General features: G+C 35.2%; 14 protein-coding genes and 2 pseudogenes. 7 read left to right on the top strand and 9 right to left on the bottom strand.

Going from position 1 to position 17462, the window contains the following annotated elements; genetic code table 11:
• Positions 1 to 843 precede the first annotated feature (843 nt).
• From F6K23_RS09020 to F6K23_RS09005, 5 genes and pseudogenes are all read right to left on the bottom strand, one after another.
• Positions 844 to 1803, bottom strand: a complete 960-nt coding sequence (locus F6K23_RS09020) for a DUF192 domain-containing protein (RefSeq protein ID WP_293153604.1) — start codon at positions 1801 to 1803, stop codon at positions 844 to 846.
• Positions 1804 to 1968: 165 nt separating this feature from the next.
• The gene (locus tag F6K23_RS41650; RefSeq protein WP_367267666.1) at positions 1969 to 2328 is read right to left on the bottom strand and encodes a Uma2 family endonuclease; all 360 of its coding nucleotides are present in this window, start codon (positions 2326 to 2328) and stop codon (positions 1969 to 1971) included.
• A gap of 58 nt (positions 2329 to 2386) precedes the next feature.
• Positions 2387 to 2539 carry a hypothetical protein gene (locus tag F6K23_RS41645; protein ID WP_367267665.1) on the bottom strand — a complete coding sequence of 51 codons (153 nt, stop codon included), beginning with the start codon at positions 2537 to 2539 and terminating at the stop codon, positions 2387 to 2389.
• Positions 2540 to 2565: 26 nt separating this feature from the next.
• Positions 2566 to 3140: pseudogene (locus tag F6K23_RS09010) on the bottom strand (Uma2 family endonuclease).
• A gap of 26 nt (positions 3141 to 3166) precedes the next feature.
• Positions 3167 to 3742, bottom strand: a complete 576-nt coding sequence (locus F6K23_RS09005) for a Uma2 family endonuclease (protein WP_293153602.1) — start codon at positions 3740 to 3742, stop codon at positions 3167 to 3169.
• 238 nt (positions 3743 to 3980) lie between these two features.
• On the opposite strand from F6K23_RS09005, the gene F6K23_RS09000 reads away from it, so the two are divergent.
• On the top strand, positions 3981 to 4079 hold the full coding sequence (locus F6K23_RS09000) for a hypothetical protein (RefSeq protein WP_293154111.1): 99 nt from the start codon (positions 3981 to 3983) through the stop codon (positions 4077 to 4079).
• Between the two features lie 582 nt (positions 4080 to 4661).
• Here the strand turns inward: F6K23_RS09000 and F6K23_RS08995 are convergent.
• Both F6K23_RS08995 and F6K23_RS08990 read right to left on the bottom strand, forming a co-directional pair.
• Positions 4662 to 5327: a GUN4 domain-containing protein gene (locus F6K23_RS08995; RefSeq protein WP_293154108.1), complete on the bottom strand. Its 666-nt coding sequence runs from the start codon at positions 5325 to 5327 to the stop codon at positions 4662 to 4664.
• Positions 5328 to 5357: 30 nt separating this feature from the next.
• Positions 5358 to 6827: pseudogene (locus F6K23_RS08990) on the bottom strand (GUN4 domain-containing protein); the annotation flags it as partial.
• A gap of 551 nt (positions 6828 to 7378) precedes the next feature.
• Here F6K23_RS08990 and F6K23_RS08985 point away from each other — a divergent pair.
• Positions 7379 to 7525 (top strand): hypothetical protein, encoded by a 147-nt coding sequence (locus F6K23_RS08985; protein ID WP_293153600.1) that lies wholly within the window; start codon positions 7379 to 7381, stop codon positions 7523 to 7525.
• Positions 7526 to 7772: 247 nt separating this feature from the next.
• The gene (locus F6K23_RS08980; protein ID WP_293153597.1) at positions 7773 to 9377 is read left to right on the top strand and encodes a B12-binding domain-containing radical SAM protein; all 1605 of its coding nucleotides are present in this window, start codon (positions 7773 to 7775) and stop codon (positions 9375 to 9377) included.
• A gap of 777 nt (positions 9378 to 10154) precedes the next feature.
• Here the strand turns inward: F6K23_RS08980 and F6K23_RS08975 are convergent.
• Positions 10155 to 10784 carry a hypothetical protein gene (locus F6K23_RS08975; protein WP_293153594.1) on the bottom strand — a complete coding sequence of 210 codons (630 nt, stop codon included), beginning with the start codon at positions 10782 to 10784 and terminating at the stop codon, positions 10155 to 10157.
• A gap of 19 nt (positions 10785 to 10803) precedes the next feature.
• Here F6K23_RS08975 and F6K23_RS08970 point away from each other — a divergent pair, with 19 nt between their 5' ends.
• A complete protein-coding gene (locus F6K23_RS08970) occupies positions 10804 to 11025 on the top strand; it encodes a hypothetical protein (protein ID WP_293153591.1) in 222 nt (73 codons plus the stop codon).
• Positions 11026 to 11027: 2 nt separating this feature from the next.
• On the opposite strand, the gene F6K23_RS08965 is transcribed toward F6K23_RS08970, so the two are convergent.
• A complete protein-coding gene (locus F6K23_RS08965) occupies positions 11028 to 11312 on the bottom strand; it encodes an imm11 family protein (protein ID WP_293153588.1) in 285 nt (94 codons plus the stop codon).
• 1601 nt (positions 11313 to 12913) lie between these two features.
• On the opposite strand from F6K23_RS08965, the gene F6K23_RS08960 reads away from it, so the two are divergent.
• From F6K23_RS08960 to F6K23_RS08950, 3 genes are all read left to right on the top strand, one after another.
• On the top strand, positions 12914 to 13954 hold the full coding sequence (locus F6K23_RS08960; RefSeq protein WP_293153585.1) for a J domain-containing protein: 1041 nt from the start codon (positions 12914 to 12916) through the stop codon (positions 13952 to 13954).
• Between the two features lie 405 nt (positions 13955 to 14359).
• Entirely contained in the window at positions 14360 to 16216 is a 1857-nt protein-coding gene (locus F6K23_RS08955) for a tetratricopeptide repeat protein (RefSeq protein WP_293153582.1), read from the top strand.
• A gap of 214 nt (positions 16217 to 16430) precedes the next feature.
• Positions 16431 to 16958, top strand: coding sequence for a hypothetical protein (locus F6K23_RS08950; protein WP_293153579.1), 528 nt, complete (start codon positions 16431 to 16433; stop codon positions 16956 to 16958).
• Positions 16959 to 17462: the final 504 nt, after the last annotated feature.

The raw sequence follows: 17462 nt of genomic DNA, 5'->3' as shown, positions 1-17462 counted from the left end.
ACTTCTTGTCCTACTGTTGCTGATACGCGTGAGAACTAGAGATATTTTCTTCATAACTCAAGAAGAAAGCTTTCAAATCCTCAACTCAGAAAAATTTATTCGTTTCATTTTCTGAAGCTCAAAAAAATAGAGGAAATTCCCCAGGCAATAAACAAAAAACTGTGATAGTATAAAATTATAAGGGTAAATTTGCCTATACGCATGACTTTTTATTCAATGCAAAAAACAGGGTAATAGAGATTCAAACAAAGTATAGAGTGTAGCGATAGATGATATGGAAAATATCGCCACTCAACACTTAATTAATCTAGCCACCCTTCAACTACCAATTTTTTGTCCTACTCTTACCGATATTCTGAGAAGAAGTAGAAAGCTTTCAAATCCTCAACTCAGAAAAATTTGCTCATTTCATTTTCTGAAGCTCAAAAAAATCAGAGGAAATTCACCAGGCAATAAACAAAAAATTGTGATAGTATAGAAGTATAAGCGTAAACTCGCCTATACATATGACTTTTTATTCAACGCAAAAAACAGGGTAATAGAGATTCAAGCAAAGTATAGAGTGTAGCGATAGATGATATGGAAAATATCGCCACTTCTTGAGAACTAGAAATATTTTCCATAACTAAAGAAGTAGAAAGTTCTCAACTCCTCAACTCAGAAAAATTTGCTCTCTTCATTTTTCATTTTCTGAAGCTCAAAAAAAATAGAGGAAATTCCCAGGGAATAAACAAAAAAACATGATAGTATAGAAGTATAAGGGTGAACTCGCCTATACGCATGATTATTTATTCAACATAAAAAACAGCACTCGAATAACCTAAACATCAAAACACAAAAAATTTAGACAGACAGAAAAACAGGCTGAATATCCAAGCGATCGCCAACCCTTAAACCCAACTCAGTAGCTCTTCCCCCCCTCAACTCAATCACTCCATCCACAGGAACATTAGGTCCATAAGTAGGACAAGGTTCAGATTCACAAGGAGGTAAATTAGAAAAAATTGCCTGTACCTCCCCATTCCTCAGAAACACCATATCCAGATTAATAAACACATTTCTCATCCAAAAATTCACAGTCCGAGGAGGATTAATCTCAAACAACATTCCTTGATCGTCCGGCAACTCAGTCCTAAACATTAAACCTATCCCCTGTTCAAGTGGAGTTTGTGCTACCTCTAAACTAACCGTTTGACCAGAAAAACTTGCCTGTGCTGAAATAGGTAACATTTGACCCAACTCCACCTCACCAAAAATAGAACTAAAACTTGACTCCTCAAGACTCGTCACCCCTGACAAAACTGCCAAATATTCTCCCGTTACTCGGTCTTGAATAATAGTATTACTCTCAGAGGAAATAATATTCAGTTCACTAAATTGTAACCCTCCAGTTAGGATTAGGCGATCGCCACCATTACCAAAATCAGTAATTACATCTGCATCTGTAATATTCACTCCACCAGTAGAAGATAGACCGCCACGTCTACCAATAGCAAACAAATCATCACCCTCACCTCCACTCATAGTATCCCTACCCAAATCACCAATTAACCAGTCAGGGCCAAAATCTCCAAACATCAAGTCATTTCCTTGCCCGCCAAAAATTGTATCGGCATCTTGTCCACCGTATACAATATCATCCCCTTGATTACCTTGAAGTACATCAGTTCCCTGGTTGCCCAAGATTTGGTCATTACCCCCGAAACCTTGAACAATATCTTTACTTGTCAAAGCAGCAATGATGTCATTTTCAGTAGTGCCACTGAGAAAATCAATACCTGGTGTACCTTGAATATTAGTCATTTCAGTTATCAGTTATTAGTCTCTACGATCAATATCTTTTAGTTGAATAAAAAGTCATATGTATAGACGAGTTAACCCTTATAGAATAAAGCATATCAAAATTATTTAGAAAGTGCAAGCTAATTCCGGTGACAGATTTTTTGGAGCTTCACAAAATGAATATAGTTACCAAATTATTGTCATATCTAATATAAATCCAGGCAAAATATCTTCACCAGATAATGTTTGAGGAGAGTCTAATATTTCCACATCTTTACCAGCACAATAAATTTCCACTTGCCGAGATTTTCGATTAATTAACCAACCTAATTTCATCCCATTTTCCAGATATTCTTTCATTTTTTCTCTAGTGTCAGATAAACTGTCGCAAGGTGACATTAATTCGATTAAAAAATCTGGGCAAAAAGACAAAAATCTTTCTCTTTGTTCGGGAGTTAAGTTATTCCATTTTTCTATAGGTATCCAGAACTGGGAGAACGGGTAGCGCCATTGGGAAGTTGACAACCTAGGGAAGAATTGAAACAAAATTAGGAATTTGTTTCTCTATTTCACATTCCTAAATTGCCAGAAATTTCAGCATTAATCATTCCAGTTTTCCCCCCATCAGTGGCACAATAATTAAATCTCCTTTAGCATTTCTTTCAAATCTTATCTCCTTATTTATTTGATATAGTTGAAAGAATTGTTCGTCTGTTAGGTCAATTATTAAGTCAAGCTCGATAGTCAAATTTGTCATTTTAGTTATTTATTCTGAGGAGTTAACTACCAAATTACTGTCATATCTAATATATATCCAGGCAAAACATCTTCACCGGATAATGTTTCAGGAGAGTATAATATTTCTACTTCTTTACCAGCACGATAAATTTCTACTTGCTGATTTTTGGGATTAATTAACCAACCTAAGCGCATCCCATTTTCTAGATACTCTTTCATTTTTTTCTGGTGTCGGATAAGCTGTCAGAAGGTGACATTAATTCGATTAAAAAATCTGGGCAAAGAGGTAAGAATTTCGTTCTTTGTTCAGGAGTTAAATTATTCCATTTTTCTATGGGTATCCAGGCAGCATCGGGAGAACGGTCAGCACCTGATGGTAATTTAAAACCACCAGATGAATCAAATATTTTACCTAGTTTAGTTTTAGCGTTCCAGTTCCAGAGTTGAGCAATTAATCCAGCATTAGTATTGCTAGTTTCTCCTGGAGTCGGCGACATAATAATTAAATCTCCTTTGGCATTTCTTTCAAATCTTAAATCCTGGTTTTTTTGACAGAGTTGAAAGAATTGTTCGTCTGTCAGGTCAATTATTGAGTCAAGCTCGATAGTCAAATTTGTCATTTTGGTTATTTATTCTGAGGAGTTAACTACCAAATTATTGTCATATCTAATATAAATCTAGGCAAAATATTTTCACCAGATAATGTTTTAGGAGAGTCTAATATTTCTACTTCTTTACCAGCACGATAAATTTCTACTTGCTGATTTTTGGGATTAATTAACCAACCTAAGCGCATTCCATTTTCCAGATATTCTTTCATTTTTTCTCTAGTTTTAGGTAAGCTATCGGAAGGTGACATTAATTCGATTAAAAAATCCGGGCAAAAAGGTAAAAATTTCTCTCTTTGTTCGGGAGTTAAATTATTCCATTTTTCTATAGGTATCCAGGAAGCATCGGGAGAACGGTTAGCAGCTGATGGTAATTTAAAACCACCAGATGAATCAAATATTTTACCTAGTTTAGTTTTAGCGTTCCAGTTCCAGAGTTGAGCAATTAATCCAGCATTAGTATTGCTAGTTTCTCCTGGAGTCGGCGACATAATAATTAAATCTCCTTTGGCATTTCTTTCAAATCTTAAATCCTGGTTTTTTTGACAGAGTTGAAAGAATTGTTCGTCTGTCAGGTCAATTATTGAGTCAAGCTTAAGAGTGTAGCTATTCATAGTTGTTCCAACATAAAAGTTTAATCGCCCCCTTTCAAATTAATAGCCCCCCTTTCAAAGGGGGGTTGGGGGGATTAATATCTATTATAATGACTAAATTAGCTATAGCGAATATCGATCGAGTTAGTATAATCTCTGTAATTTTAGATAAACATTGCTATGTCAGAAATTACTATTAATTTACCGGAAGAGATTTTTTCTGCTCGTCGTTGAGCTGCCTGAAGAATTTGTTCAGGATATGGGTTTAGCAGTGGCTATATTTTTGTATCAAAAAGGGGAAATTTTTCAAGAAAAAGCGGCTCAGGTTGCTGGGTTAACTTCGAGACTTTCTTGCTAGTTTTGCAAGGGAAAAAATAGATGTTTTTAATGTTGATTTTAATGATTTATGAAAGGAATTAGAGCTTGGTTAAATCGCTAGACAAGGATTTGGCCACGGATACACGGATGGATGATTTATCAGTTATCAGTTATCAGTTATCAGTTATCAGTTATCAGTTATCAGTTATTAGTTATTAGTTGTTAGTTAACAATACCGAAGTCAGAAGTCAAAAGTTTGAAGTCAGGGCTAGACAAGGATTTGGCCACGGATACACGGATGGATGTAGTCCAGTAGTGGACTGTTTCTATAACTGCCTCGCAATTACAATCTCTGAGAATAATCATGTCCGCAGCGAGGGGGGAAGGAAAAGTAATTATTTTACCTGAAGCACCCCAAAACCACCGAAGCAGTCTTTTCTATAATACGGGAGATTGCTTCGGCTAAGTTAATGGTAAATCCTAGAGGTTAACTGTTTCTATAACCGCCTCGCAATGACAATAACTTCTGTCATAGAAAGGGGGAAAGACTGGTATTTGATGAGCGATAAATAGGTTATTAAAAACTGATAACTGAATGCCAGACGGCTGAAATGGCTATATGTTAAAGTCTACAAAACCTTAACCACTCACATAACACCCAACCCATACCAAAAAGCAACCCCCACGCCAACAAAATAAAAACACAACAAAACAATCCCAAGAAACATTGAGATAAAATTTCATCTACTTGTTGCTTAATGTTACGCCAACCAATACCATCCAAGTACCTTAACAAGCTAATCATTCTTACCCGGCATAAAATATCCCAAAATCTCCATGGATAATCACTCAGCAGGTAAATATCACAATTGACCTTCAGAAGATTTCCCTTGGGATGTGTAAAGACTGGGAGATGTCCCTTGGGATATGTATCCAAACTACCTTGAAAAATCTCAGAGTAGCTTAACCAACTTCCTCTTTGACACCATCCCACTTGCTCGCCGAATGCTTCCCATATTTTCTCATGGTAGTTGTTTGTACCCCCCAAACTCTGATAAATTTTCTTCTGGACAGAAAAGCCAAACTTACCATAACTGTATTTTACCCAAAGTTCATTGATAGTACGGAGGTCTTCACAAGGAAAACTATCTATATCTCCACTCCTTTTTACTTTTGACATACAAATAGTAGTTTCCCGATCTGCCTCTTCCCACTTTCCTGCTGCTAATAAATCACGCAATTTAGTATAGTCTATCCCTAAGTCTTCACGGGTAAGAAGACCTATCACCTCATCGTCCGAAGCAAAGTCTCGACAATAAGGGATATGTCCCCTGTAGTGTGTATTTAGACTATAAATCACGTTCCAGGAGACCAACCATTTGCCTCCTTGACGCCATCCCACTGTATCGCCAAAAGCTTCCCATACTTTCTCATCATACGGCCATATACTACCGAAACTCTGATAAATCTGCTTCTGCGATGTACTACCTAAACTCTGATAAATCTGTTTCTGCACAGAAAAGCCAAATTTACCACGACTGTATTTTACCCAAAGTCGATCAATAGTGCGCAGGTCTTCTAAAGGAAAATAACTTCTATGAGTCCAATTACTTTTCTCTTTTTCTCTTGTCACTTTCAATATACAAAGCTTAGTTTCTTCATGTGCTTCTTTCCACTTTCCTCCCGCTAACAAATCACGCAACTTTCTATAGTTTACACCTCTAACTGAAACCAAAGGTAAATCATTAGAACGAGAATACTGTGAAGGTTGTTGTTTTTTTTGAGCAGGATAAACAGAGGTTTTAGACTGAGGAGTTAACCGATAAACATTAGAAATTTTTACACTATTAGTAGAAGCAGATTTTTTGGGATATTTTTGATTTTTTTTAGTAGGAGAAACAGAAGAATTACCAAACCCTAAGTCTACCAAAACATCCTCAACCTTCTGATAACGTTGCTTCGGTTTTTGCTCCACCAAACGATCTAAAACTTTCCCCAAATCATCACTCACAAAATTTCCATTTAAACAATTTCGCCATACCCATTTCGTTTCCATTGCATCATACAAATCAAACGGACTCATCTGAGTCAATAAATGCAAACAAGTTACCCCCAAACTATACAAGTCACTCCCAGACTTTGCCTTTCCCATCAACTGTTCCGAGGCGCAATATTCTGCCGTTCCAATAACCGTTCCTGTCACCGTCCGACGTTGAGTTTTCGGCATAACTTTAGATGCTCCAAAGTCAACCAAAACTAACTTTTTATCTGCCTCTCTCCTAATAATATTCTCTGGTTTAATATCCCGATGAATCACATTATGACGGTGAACAAACTGCAAAACAGATAATAAGTCTTTTAACAATTCTCGAATCTGACCTTCATTAAAAACACCATGATTATCTAACTCTTGTTGCAGGGTTTCACCTTTAATAAATTCCTGTACTAAATATTGACGACTATCCACAGAAAAATAAGCAAAAATTTCAGGAATTTGTGGGTGCTTTCCTAACAACTCCAACCTTTCCGCTTCCTGTGCAAATAACTCCGCAGCTTTTTCCACAGTTTCAGTTCCCTGAGCTTGAGGAAGAAACTGTTTAATAACACAAAAAGGTTTAGAAGGTTTCAACTCATCCACAGCCAAAAAAGTTCTACCAAAACCACCTTGTCCGAGAATACTTTTTGCCCAGTAACGTTATACAAGTAAAAGTTTATCTCCACATTTTTGACAAAACTGAAAATTATCGGGATTAATATTCAGACATTCCGGGTTCAGACATTGAGACATAATAAGAATTTTTTTTAGAATCTACTAAACTCTATTATTAAATTATAAACATGACTTAGGCATCCAAACAAGAAACCGGGTGTGTAGCATTTCTCTGTTTAATTAGGTACATTTACGATCCCCCTAAATCCCCCTTTTTAAGCTATGCTTTATAAACATCTTTCTTAACATAAAACGTAGACATTATAGACAAATTATGTGTAAGCCTTAAAAAGACTTTTTCCTGGGAAAAAATGTATTTAAAAGCACATTTATTTGGATAAGTTAAGTAGTTTTGCCAAGCTTTATTGACTATTTCTCCCTTCTCCCCTGCTCCCTTCTCCCCTGCTCCCCACAAGGTTTTCAGGAGTTCCTTATCAGGGATAGCTTTTTAAGGGGGACTTTGAATACTCCTCTCTTAAAAAAAGGGGGGGTTACAACTGTACCTGATAGATTATTTAACTTATTATCAGTTATTATTTTGGAAAAATTACCACAAATTTAGTCGTCAGGAATTAAAAGCTATGTTTGGTATTTATGATTTGAAAAAAACGCATTTTGCTTAGGAATTAATGGGAATTAATGGCAGAATAAAAATAGAGGAAAAAATAGAAGTTATTCCTGAATTATTCAAGGAAGGCTTTTCTGCGGAAAAAATTGCTCATATACTTCACCTTGGTATTCAGCAAGTCCAACAATTCATTAATAATCTCAATTAATGGGAATTGCTACGAGTAAAAAAAACTTTAGGTTTGGTTAATTTCTCTATTAGTGGAGCGTCTCTGAATAGAGAAAACCCAACAATTTTTTTCCCCTTTGAGGAAGTACTGATAACTGATAACTGAAATGACTCCTCAAATCAGTAATTAATATTTAATTAATGGCCGAAATTAACTTAATAACGTTAAAGTTAGGCTGAGTTTGTTTAAACTGATATTTCATCCTAATTTGAGGAACTAATATTTAATGCGAGTCTTATTAATTTATCCCCTATTTCCCAAATCTTTCTGGTCTTTTGAAAAAATTCTAGAACTGATAAATCGCAAAGTAATGCTACCTCCGTTAGGATTAGTCACAGTAGCAGCAATCTTACCCCAGGAATGGGAATATAAATTAGTAGATAGAAATATTAGGGCAGTCACAGAAGCAGAATGGGAATGGGCAGACCTAGTAATACTTTCGGCCATGATTGTCCAAAAAGAAGACTTACATGACCAAATCCGAGAAGCAAAACGACGCAATAAATTAGTGGCCTGTGGCGGTCCATATCCTACAGCATTACCCCAAGAACAACTGGACAGTGGTGTAGATTTTCTGATTTTGGATGAAGGGGAAATTACTTTGCCAATGTTTATCGATGCTATTCAGCGGGGGGAAACTCAAGGTATTTTCCGTGCAGATGGGAATAAACCAGATGTGACAATTACTCCTATTCCCAGATTTGATTTATTGGAAATGGAATATTATGAATCTATGTCGGTTCAGTTTTCCCGTGGTTGTCCGTTCCAATGTGAATTTTGTGATATTATTGTTCTGTATGGTCGCAAACCTCGTACCAAAACGCCAGCACAATTATTAGCAGAATTAGATTACCTCTACAATTTAGGATGGCGCGGTTCTCTATTTATGGTGGATGACAACTTTATTGGCAACAAACGTAACGTCAAATTGTTGCTCAAAGAATTAAAAGTATGGCAAGCAGAACATCAATATCCATTTAAAATGACTACCGAAGCTTCCGTTAACTTAGCAGAAGACCCAGAATTAATGCAATTAATGGTAGATTCTAATCTTAGAGCAGTATTTTTGGGAATAGAAACTCCTGATGAAGATAGTTTAGAGTTAACCCATAAATATCAAAATAATCGTAACCCTCTCAATGAAGCAGTAGAGAAAATTATTAAATCTGGCATAAGAGTAATGGCAGGGTTTATTATCGGTTTTGATGGAGAAAAACCAGGAGCAGGCGATCGCATCGTTAAATTTGTGGAAGAGACAACTATTCCCACTGCCATGTTTAGTATGTTGCAAGTCTTACCCAATACTGCACTTTGGCATCGTCTGAAAAAGGAAGGTCGTCTTTTAGATAAAGGTGGTAACGTTAATCAAGTAACACTGACAAATTTTATCCCCACCAGACCAATAGAAGATATTGCCAGAGAATATGTAGAAGCATTCTGGCAGTTGTACGACCATGAAAAATTTTTAGACCGAACTTATCGACATTTTCTGATGATGGGTGCCCCCACTACTAAAGGTGTTGCAAAAATGCCAAGTTGGATGGAGTTACGAGCGTTATTAATTATTTGCTGGCGACAGGGAATAAAACGGAAAACTCGTTGGAAGTTTTGGCATCATTTTTGGAGCATTAGAAAACATAATCCTAGTATTTTGCCACGTTATATTAGTACCTGCGCTCATATAGAACATTTTTATGAATATCGTCATATTGTCAAAGAGAATATTGAGGCGCAGTTAGCTGAATATTTAGCTGAGAATAAACAGTTAAATCTCATAGAGAAGGAAAAAGAAAGACCAAAATTAGAAAAGGTAAAAGAAGAAGCAGCTTAAAGTGTGCAAGTAGAAAGTAGGGGAGTATTCAACAATTAATAATTAATAATTAATAATTAATAATTAATAATTAATAATTAATTAGGGCTTGCTGATTAAATATCAAAGCATTGATAGATGAAGGTTTTAGCTGTTTTAGGTTGAAAAAAGTGCGCCTGTTTTCGGTAAAGATTGCTCAAAAAACTAGCATTTTGTGCAAGAGTTGGGCAGAAAAATTAAGGGACAAAACGCCCGCTCTTACCTCCTCTACATTCCCATTTCTTCTGTCTTCCCCTCCTGGGAGGGGGAGGGGCGAGGGGTGGGTTGTCTCCTGTCTCCTGTCTCCTACAAAGAGCAAAAAGACTTTTTCAGCAAACCCTAATTATTACCTCTCCTTGAAAAGAAGAGGATTGACAAAGAGATGAAAATTTTTTCTCTCTTGGTCGATTGGATATGGCGAGGAGACCTCGCCATCCCTCGACCGCTTGTTTCTCCTTTAAAGGAGAGGCTTTAAACCTTAATTCTTCGGTAAACATCAGCTGCTGATAAAGAACTGGTTAAGACTTATGCTAATAACGAATTTTAGACTAGAAAATGTTTTTCCAACTTCCCTGTTATGTGTGCTCTGTTCCCTGCTCCCTAAAATTTTTATTGTGGGTATTTTAAAGATACATGATATCAGATATTTATCGTTCGCTGTTTGCAGAACATGACTCTAAGAAGTCCTGACTGCATCAATTACTGTTTGCGGAGCATTCCGTCAGGAAATGCTTTTTACTTTTAAAAATCACTCAGCTTTCAACTGAGTTTTTTTGCTAAAATTTGCCCGATCTTTTTAACCATTGGGTCAATTTCAATCGCAAAATATTCTCCAATTTCCTTTTCTACCAAATTAGTTAAATTAACTGTTTCTGGATAAATATCAAACATCAAAGACAATTTTGCCATATCCCTAATTATTAACAGTACTCCATCCAAACAAACCAGGTCTTTAACATCAAGATATTGAACAAAATCATTCTTCCAAAGTACCTCAATTTTTATCCCTCCCCCTGATAAATTATCTTTAGAAATTAACTGACAATACCCCGAAGGTACACCATAAAATAAAGACCCAGAAATTTCTTCTCCCAAACGAATAGACCTTTCTAAATTCAGCTTTTTCTGCCTTTCATATTGTGCAGCAACTTTTGTTGAAGCTAGATAAAACCTTAATAGATAAAACTCTCCTAATATCTCTTTACCTAAAATTGTTAATACTCTCCCATTGACAGAAATATTAGACTTGATTTCCACTTCAGTATATAAACTATCAGAAACATCAAGAATTAATTCACATCCCAAACCTTGTGAGCTAACTTGATAAACTTTTCCCGTTTCTTGAATAATTCCAGTAAACATTAAAGAATAATTGGTAATAGTTGACACTCATTATCTAATTTATATTATGTCCGGTAGTATCGGTATTGTAAGTGCGAAGGTAAGGAAGAAGGAAGAAGGAAGAAGGAAGAGGGAAGAGGGAAGAGGGAAGAAGGAAGAAGGAAGAAGGAAGAGGGAAGAGGGAAGAGGGAAGAAGGAAGAGGCAGGAAGATTAAGAGCAAGAAAAAAACTTAAATTTCCTGTAGATATTTACCCTTGGGTTTACACAAACGCGCCCCAGCGGACATGATATTACTCGTCACTATATAATAGTGTAAATTTTAATCCAGTTAACTTTTCTTCCAAAACTCGTTCGCGAAAAGCATCTGTCGCAAAAATATAACTACGAACAAGTTGAGGAATTTTAAATAGCGCAATATTATCTAAAAGATTTGTATCAAATGAGTATTTTTTTATTTGCATAACCTTATGGCTGTTTTTAAAGTACAAACATTCACTTTTTTTTTCATCTAAACAGCCAATTATGTTGCTAATATTCAAAACTTTCATGTTAAAGTCTTCAACGTCAATAGACAAAATTTCTACCTAATTTAAAATTAGCTTTTTTAATTTTATTAACGCCAGATTATCACAAACTAAAATACCAGAATCAATGTCCACAAAGTTCCCAACACCTCTTTTAAAGCTTCTAGGAGCATTTAGGGTTTTAAACTTTGCCTGATTCTTTGGCCAAGTATCTCCAAACTTCTGACCTTCAAAATAAGGCCAGTACTCATACAAGTCTAGTATCGTCCCAGCATCCCCATTTAAATGAATAGCACCAAAATTTTCGACATCGGACTGTATGTCCCAGACCTTCTTGAACCTATCCCACTAATAAAATGCGATTCATCCAAATAATATAACTTTAATTGTTTGAGAATAAATACTTATAAAATTACCTGAGTAGAGCATTGTCTTTTAAGTTTAAAATTACTTTCTTACTCCTTTCAAAGTCTTTAAAATTAAGGTTTTCCAGGTTAACATTAAATTTTTCTAATAAAACAAAGTTATGAATAACCGTAACAAGGCTTGCTTTTTTTCGAGAATAGTATTAATCTAGAAATTAATGAAGCAATAAACCTCGTTTGAAATCAAAGATTAGTAATAGATAAGCTGTTCCAAATCAGAAAAAGTTAAGAGAATGACTTATGAGACTGAGCTAAAGTTCAATATAATAAATGAAAGCCATAGATAATCTGGTAAACATACCTAGTGCATAAAGTTAACTGTAACTCTACAACAAAAACTCGACAATAGATAAATAGCAAAATTCTACCCATAAAAACTTGAAATACTCATGACCTTAAGTTAAAAACAGGAAATCAATTATGTCAAATCTACTGAAAACAGTTAAGCAGATGAATCTATTCGGTAAAAGTGTCTGTTAAAGACTAAGAAATAAGTAATAAAAAGCATATTGTTGGTAAATTCTGTTGGCAACAGGGGATAACATCCCCTGTTTTTTTTGTTAATAGATATCTCCAACAATAAAAAATCGGCATTGCTGAATTAAGGTATGAAAGTAGGTTTATAGGTATGGAGGGAACACTTAACATTTAACAGGGAACAGTTAATATTAACAAGTAGTTCAAAGCATCCAAAATACAAAATCCAAAATACAAAATTATCAAATCATACCCAGAATCAGCAACGCCAAAAAATCAAATCAATTATCATACATAAATCATCAATTATTTCCCCCTCCATACCTATTCCCTCCATACCTATTTTCTGGAGATGTCTAATGATTTTAAGTAATTTGGTAAGAAAAAATTTGCATCTTAGCTTTTTGAATCAATTAGAGATACTATAGCACTACGCAAATAGGTTAGGAAATTTATAAATGCTCAAACGATCATCAGATATAGCAATTCCCATCCTCATGAGATCCAAAATTCGTTTGTTTTAGGGAGTAGGGAGTAGGGAATAGGGAGTAGGGAATAGAAAATAAAAAAAATCACTGTACTTCAGTAACTTGAGAAACGCTATATTACTTTTAACTTTTAACTTTTAACTTTTAACTTTTGACTTGCGCGTAGCGCTATATATTCTGACTGAGATGACACATTTAGTAAATTACGATAGACTATAAAAAATTAAATTGCCAAAATTTTTATTACTATACTTAACTATCTATGCCAAGAAAAACTAAAAAAACAGCAACTTCTAATTCTCTACCTCAAGAAAACGCCCTATCATTCTCTTCTATTCATGCTAGGATTGATTTTCTCAACGAAAAACATAAAAAACTTCTGACCAAAATCAAACGAAAAAAAACTGAGTTGTATAACCTGACTGAACAAATGCAAACACTTACTCAAGAAGTGCGTCAAAAAAGTAGACCATTTTATGAAAAAATTAATAGTCTAGATCAAAAAATTCATGGGCTATTTGATAAAATTTTAAGTAATAAACGTTTAGGAAAACGTCAAAAACAAGAAATTATAGATATTTATCGCATCTTACAACTAACAGGTAAAATTTCTCCTCGTCCAGAATATTTTTCTCGGTCATCATCAGCAAATTTTCAAGATGAAGATAAAAATGATTATGAACAGACAACAGAGAAAGATTTTTTTGGAGAAAATAATCATTACTATGAAAATGAAGATATTTCTCAACCACGTCCCAGTAGAGACCTGAGAAAAATATTCTTAAAATTAGCCGATAAATTTCATCCAGATAAAGCTAGCGATAATGAAACTCGTGTTTTCTATACTGAAATAATGAAAGAAATTAATATTGCTTATCAAAGTGGCGATCTAGCTCGGTTATTAGAGATTGAAAGAGATAAAAATCAAGAAAATGTTAAGTTTTCCCAAAATGATAGTGAAAAAGAATGCGAACAATTAGAGAAAGAAATTGAACTATTATCTCAACAATATGAACAAGTGAAATCAGAATTACGAGAGGTGAAAAAGACTCCTCAAGGAAATATGGTAAAACAGTATCGCAAAGCAAAGCGACAAGGAGAAAATTTGATGGAAAAGTTGGTTGCAGAAGCAGAAGTCGATCTAAATTCTTTGCAAGCATTGCATAATTTTGTTAAAGATTTTAAAGACCGAAAAATTACACTAAAAGAGTTTGTTAGAGGTCCTAATTATGTACATAGAGATGATATGGAAGATATGATTAATGATATGTTTGAACAAATGTTTGTAGTGGTAAATCTATAAATTAACTTAATCAGTATTCTGATTGTATTTTAAGAAGGAAGAAGGAAGGAGGAAGAAGGAATAAAGGATAGGAAAAGTGGATGGAGTCAAATCACAACAAGCTTGTATAAACTACAACTGAAGTGGTTAGGAATTAAACCTATAGAACCCATTTGGAATCTATTTATACAGGGAGATGGGGAAATTCGTATATTTGCATAATTAAATGTATTTCTGATGAATATTCTCTGAAGAAAAAGAATTAGCCTTGCCCTTTATAAGGGGATAAAAAAAGCGGTCGATAGATGGCGAGGAGACCTCGCCATCTCTAATCGACCAAGAGAAGAGAATATTCGCCAAGGTCAAGCCTCCTTATTGCAGAGGTAGTGATAACTGATAACTGATAACTGATAACTGATAACTGAAATGACAGAATCTATTTCTTGGCAGGAACGCTATCTAAATTTAATTGACCACATTGTGGAAATTACTCTCAAAGGTCAAATTCGTTCTAAAGAACAAGTATATCAAATGCTGCTAAAAGAAGTTAGTAGTGGTACGGGCGAAATTTTTGAACGTTGTTTTGATGAACGTCTGCAAACTGTTCAAAACCAAGTAGATACAGAAACTGATGAGTTAAAACAAGCAAAAGCTAATCGTCGTTTGCGAGCATTAAAAACTATTCAGGGAGAATGGGAGCGGTGGGAAAAACTAAATCAGACTCAAGAAGCGATCGCTGCTTCTGTACAAGAAATTATTAATGCTGAGTCTAGCGATCGCCTGACTACTTTATTCAATGCTATCGATCCTAACCAAAAACAACCTCTAACTCTCAATCAACTACAAAAACTGGCCCAAAATCTAGACGGACAAAAACTCCAAACTGCTGACTCTGAGTTAGAAAAAGACTTGCAACAGTTTGCGACTGGTATTACTAAAGGTCTGGAAGCTTGGCAACGACTGCAACCTTATTTGGTAAGTTGGATTTATGACCAAAGTAGGGGTCAATTAGGATTTGGTGGTACTCCCGAACAACGAGGACCGTGGGTATTATGGGCAAAACAGGTAAATAGTTCTTTTCCAGAAGGTTTATTCAATACTATTGCTCTGGAAAAGTCGATTGTAGAATTTGCGAGTAAAGCGAGTATTGAAGCTAGTAATTTAGTTGAATTGGCATTAATTTTACAATGTTTACAAAGGGGATTAGTAGAATGGTTTGATAAGTTAATTTATGATGCAAAAGTAGGGGCAAAATTATCTATTTCTACTTTTTTGACATTTGCTACTATTTGGTGTCAATTAGCTAATGGTTTTCAAGCTAGACCTCGTTTAACTAATTCTTGTTTTCAGGTAGCATTGCAAATTTTTCGTGCCTTTTCTCAACAGGAATATTTTCCGCTCTATGGTGGGATTTTTGCTTCTTTTTCTGGAGAATATTTACAGAATGCTTTGAGTTATTTAGATGCACCTTTGCAAATAGTTAAAGGTACTCAAGCTAAGGCAAGAATTTTAACTTTATTGGGTTATTCTCAGCAGACTTTAGGGGAATATTTAAGGGCGATGGAATTTCATAAACAAGCTTTAGAAATTGCCCAAGAAACTGAGGATAAATTCTGTGAAATTGCTAATTTGAATCATTTGAGTCGGACTTGTGTGGCGATGCAGGATTATAGTGAGGCGATTAATTATAGTCAAAGGGCGTTGATGTTTTCTCGACAAATAGGGGATAAAAAAGGGGAAGCTAATGCTTTAGCTAATTTAGGTTTTAGTGAAGTTTTCCAAGCTAGACAACAAGAAATGATGGAAACTGAGATTTATGAAAATGCGATTAATTATCTACAACAGGGTTTAAAGTTATCAGAAACTTTGGGTGATGGTCAGAGTAAGTCTCTTTGTTTTAGTAGTCTAGGAATTGCATTTATGGTATTAGAAAAACCTGAAGAGGCTTTGTTATATTTGGTAGGTGGTTGGCAAGCTGCTCAATATTCTGGAGATTTGTATTTACAAGGTTTGAATTTAGCTTATCTTGCTCAGGCTTACTATAGTTTACAAAATTTGGTTCAAGCTATTTTTGCAGGTTGTTTGGGTATGTATTTGTTAGAGCAAATTGGTGCTAATGAATGGCGGCAAACTGCTGGATTAATGGTGGTTTTGAAAGGGCAATTGGGAGAAGAGTTTAATGAAATTTTAGATCGGAAACGGTCAGAAATTTTGCCTGTTATTGGAGTGGATGGTTATGATTATATTTCTGAACTTTTGCTGAAATATCAACAGTCACTTTAGTTTTTTGTGGAGCAACACAGCTAAAGGAGGGGAGGATGTTTTTAATTCTAAATTGATTGAGAATTAAGCCGTTTTTCTCAAGTTCTACTTTAGCTGTGTCAGTTGGCGTAGATCAAAGGTTCGTGGAAGGAGGGGCAATTAAAGCTTGAAAGTATTGATTTACAACAGCAGGAGGTACAACTGGTGTAGCAGCAGGAGCAACCCCTTTCGCTATTTGGTAGTGGTGCATTGTAATTTTTTCGGTAACGGTATAGCAAGCATTTCAGCCACCATTCACCATTACGATACAGGACTACCCGCTATTTTTTTAGCAAATCCTCTTACTATCCCAGCAGCAGGAGCAGTTGCAGTTGTTAGTTTAGGTATTTTAGGTTATAGAAGCCACTTAAAAGGTATAGCTCGAATTGAAGATGCTAGAGAAGTAATGGTAAAAGAAATAGATAAGCACGTTGCAAGAACAAAGGAAACAATTCGTTTTATACATGAAGCATCTACTAAGGAGTATTGTTTAACACTCTTAAATCTCTGCACACAAGATATTTTTTCAGCAAATACATTTATTACCAGTCTTGAAACAAGGATTGACTCAGATAATTCTTTGATAGCTAAAAATCTAAAGTTCAGCTCAGAAGCACAAGAAAAGTTAAAGAACCTTCGTCATACTTCAGATAAATTAAAGAATGAACTTGATTTGTTTCTGGATCAAAGTAACTCAAAACTTTTCTTAAGAAATGAGTCTTAGCATTTCCATCAAATTAAATTCAAACCTTAAAATCGCCGAAAACAGAGGTAATCAAACAATGCAAACTTTTAACTATTTTACTGATGGAGGAATTCTTTGTCAGTAGTCACGTGAATGGTTCTTACAACATTTTGCGAAAAGCATCTCCCTTATGCGTTTAACCGCTATGGGATAGAGAGGTGCGTAGTTCACCCCAGGAGAATTAATCTCTCAAAGCAAAAGTGAAGGGAATTTCTGCGCCGGAAATCAAGTCTGTCTATATTTGACTATACTTTTACTAACTATGATTATTCTAATTAGGGCGTGGCTGAATAAATATCAAAGTATTCCCTGGTAAAGATTTCAGTCTTTGCAAGTGCTAAGGGAGTACCAGCTTTTAGGTAATTCAGGTTCAAAAATCTAGGATTTTGGGCAAGATAGGGACACCCAAGTCAAGGGATAATTTTTCCTTCTACATCCTCTACAACTCCTGATTCCTCTTGACTCTTCACTACTCCCTACTCC

Origin of the sequence: Okeania sp. SIO2C9, assembly GCF_010672455.1 — a bacterium.
Taxonomy (GTDB): domain Bacteria; phylum Cyanobacteriota; class Cyanobacteriia; order Cyanobacteriales; family Microcoleaceae; genus Okeania.
Note: the sequence above shows the minus strand (reverse complement) of the source record. Positions and strands in the feature narration are given on the sequence as shown.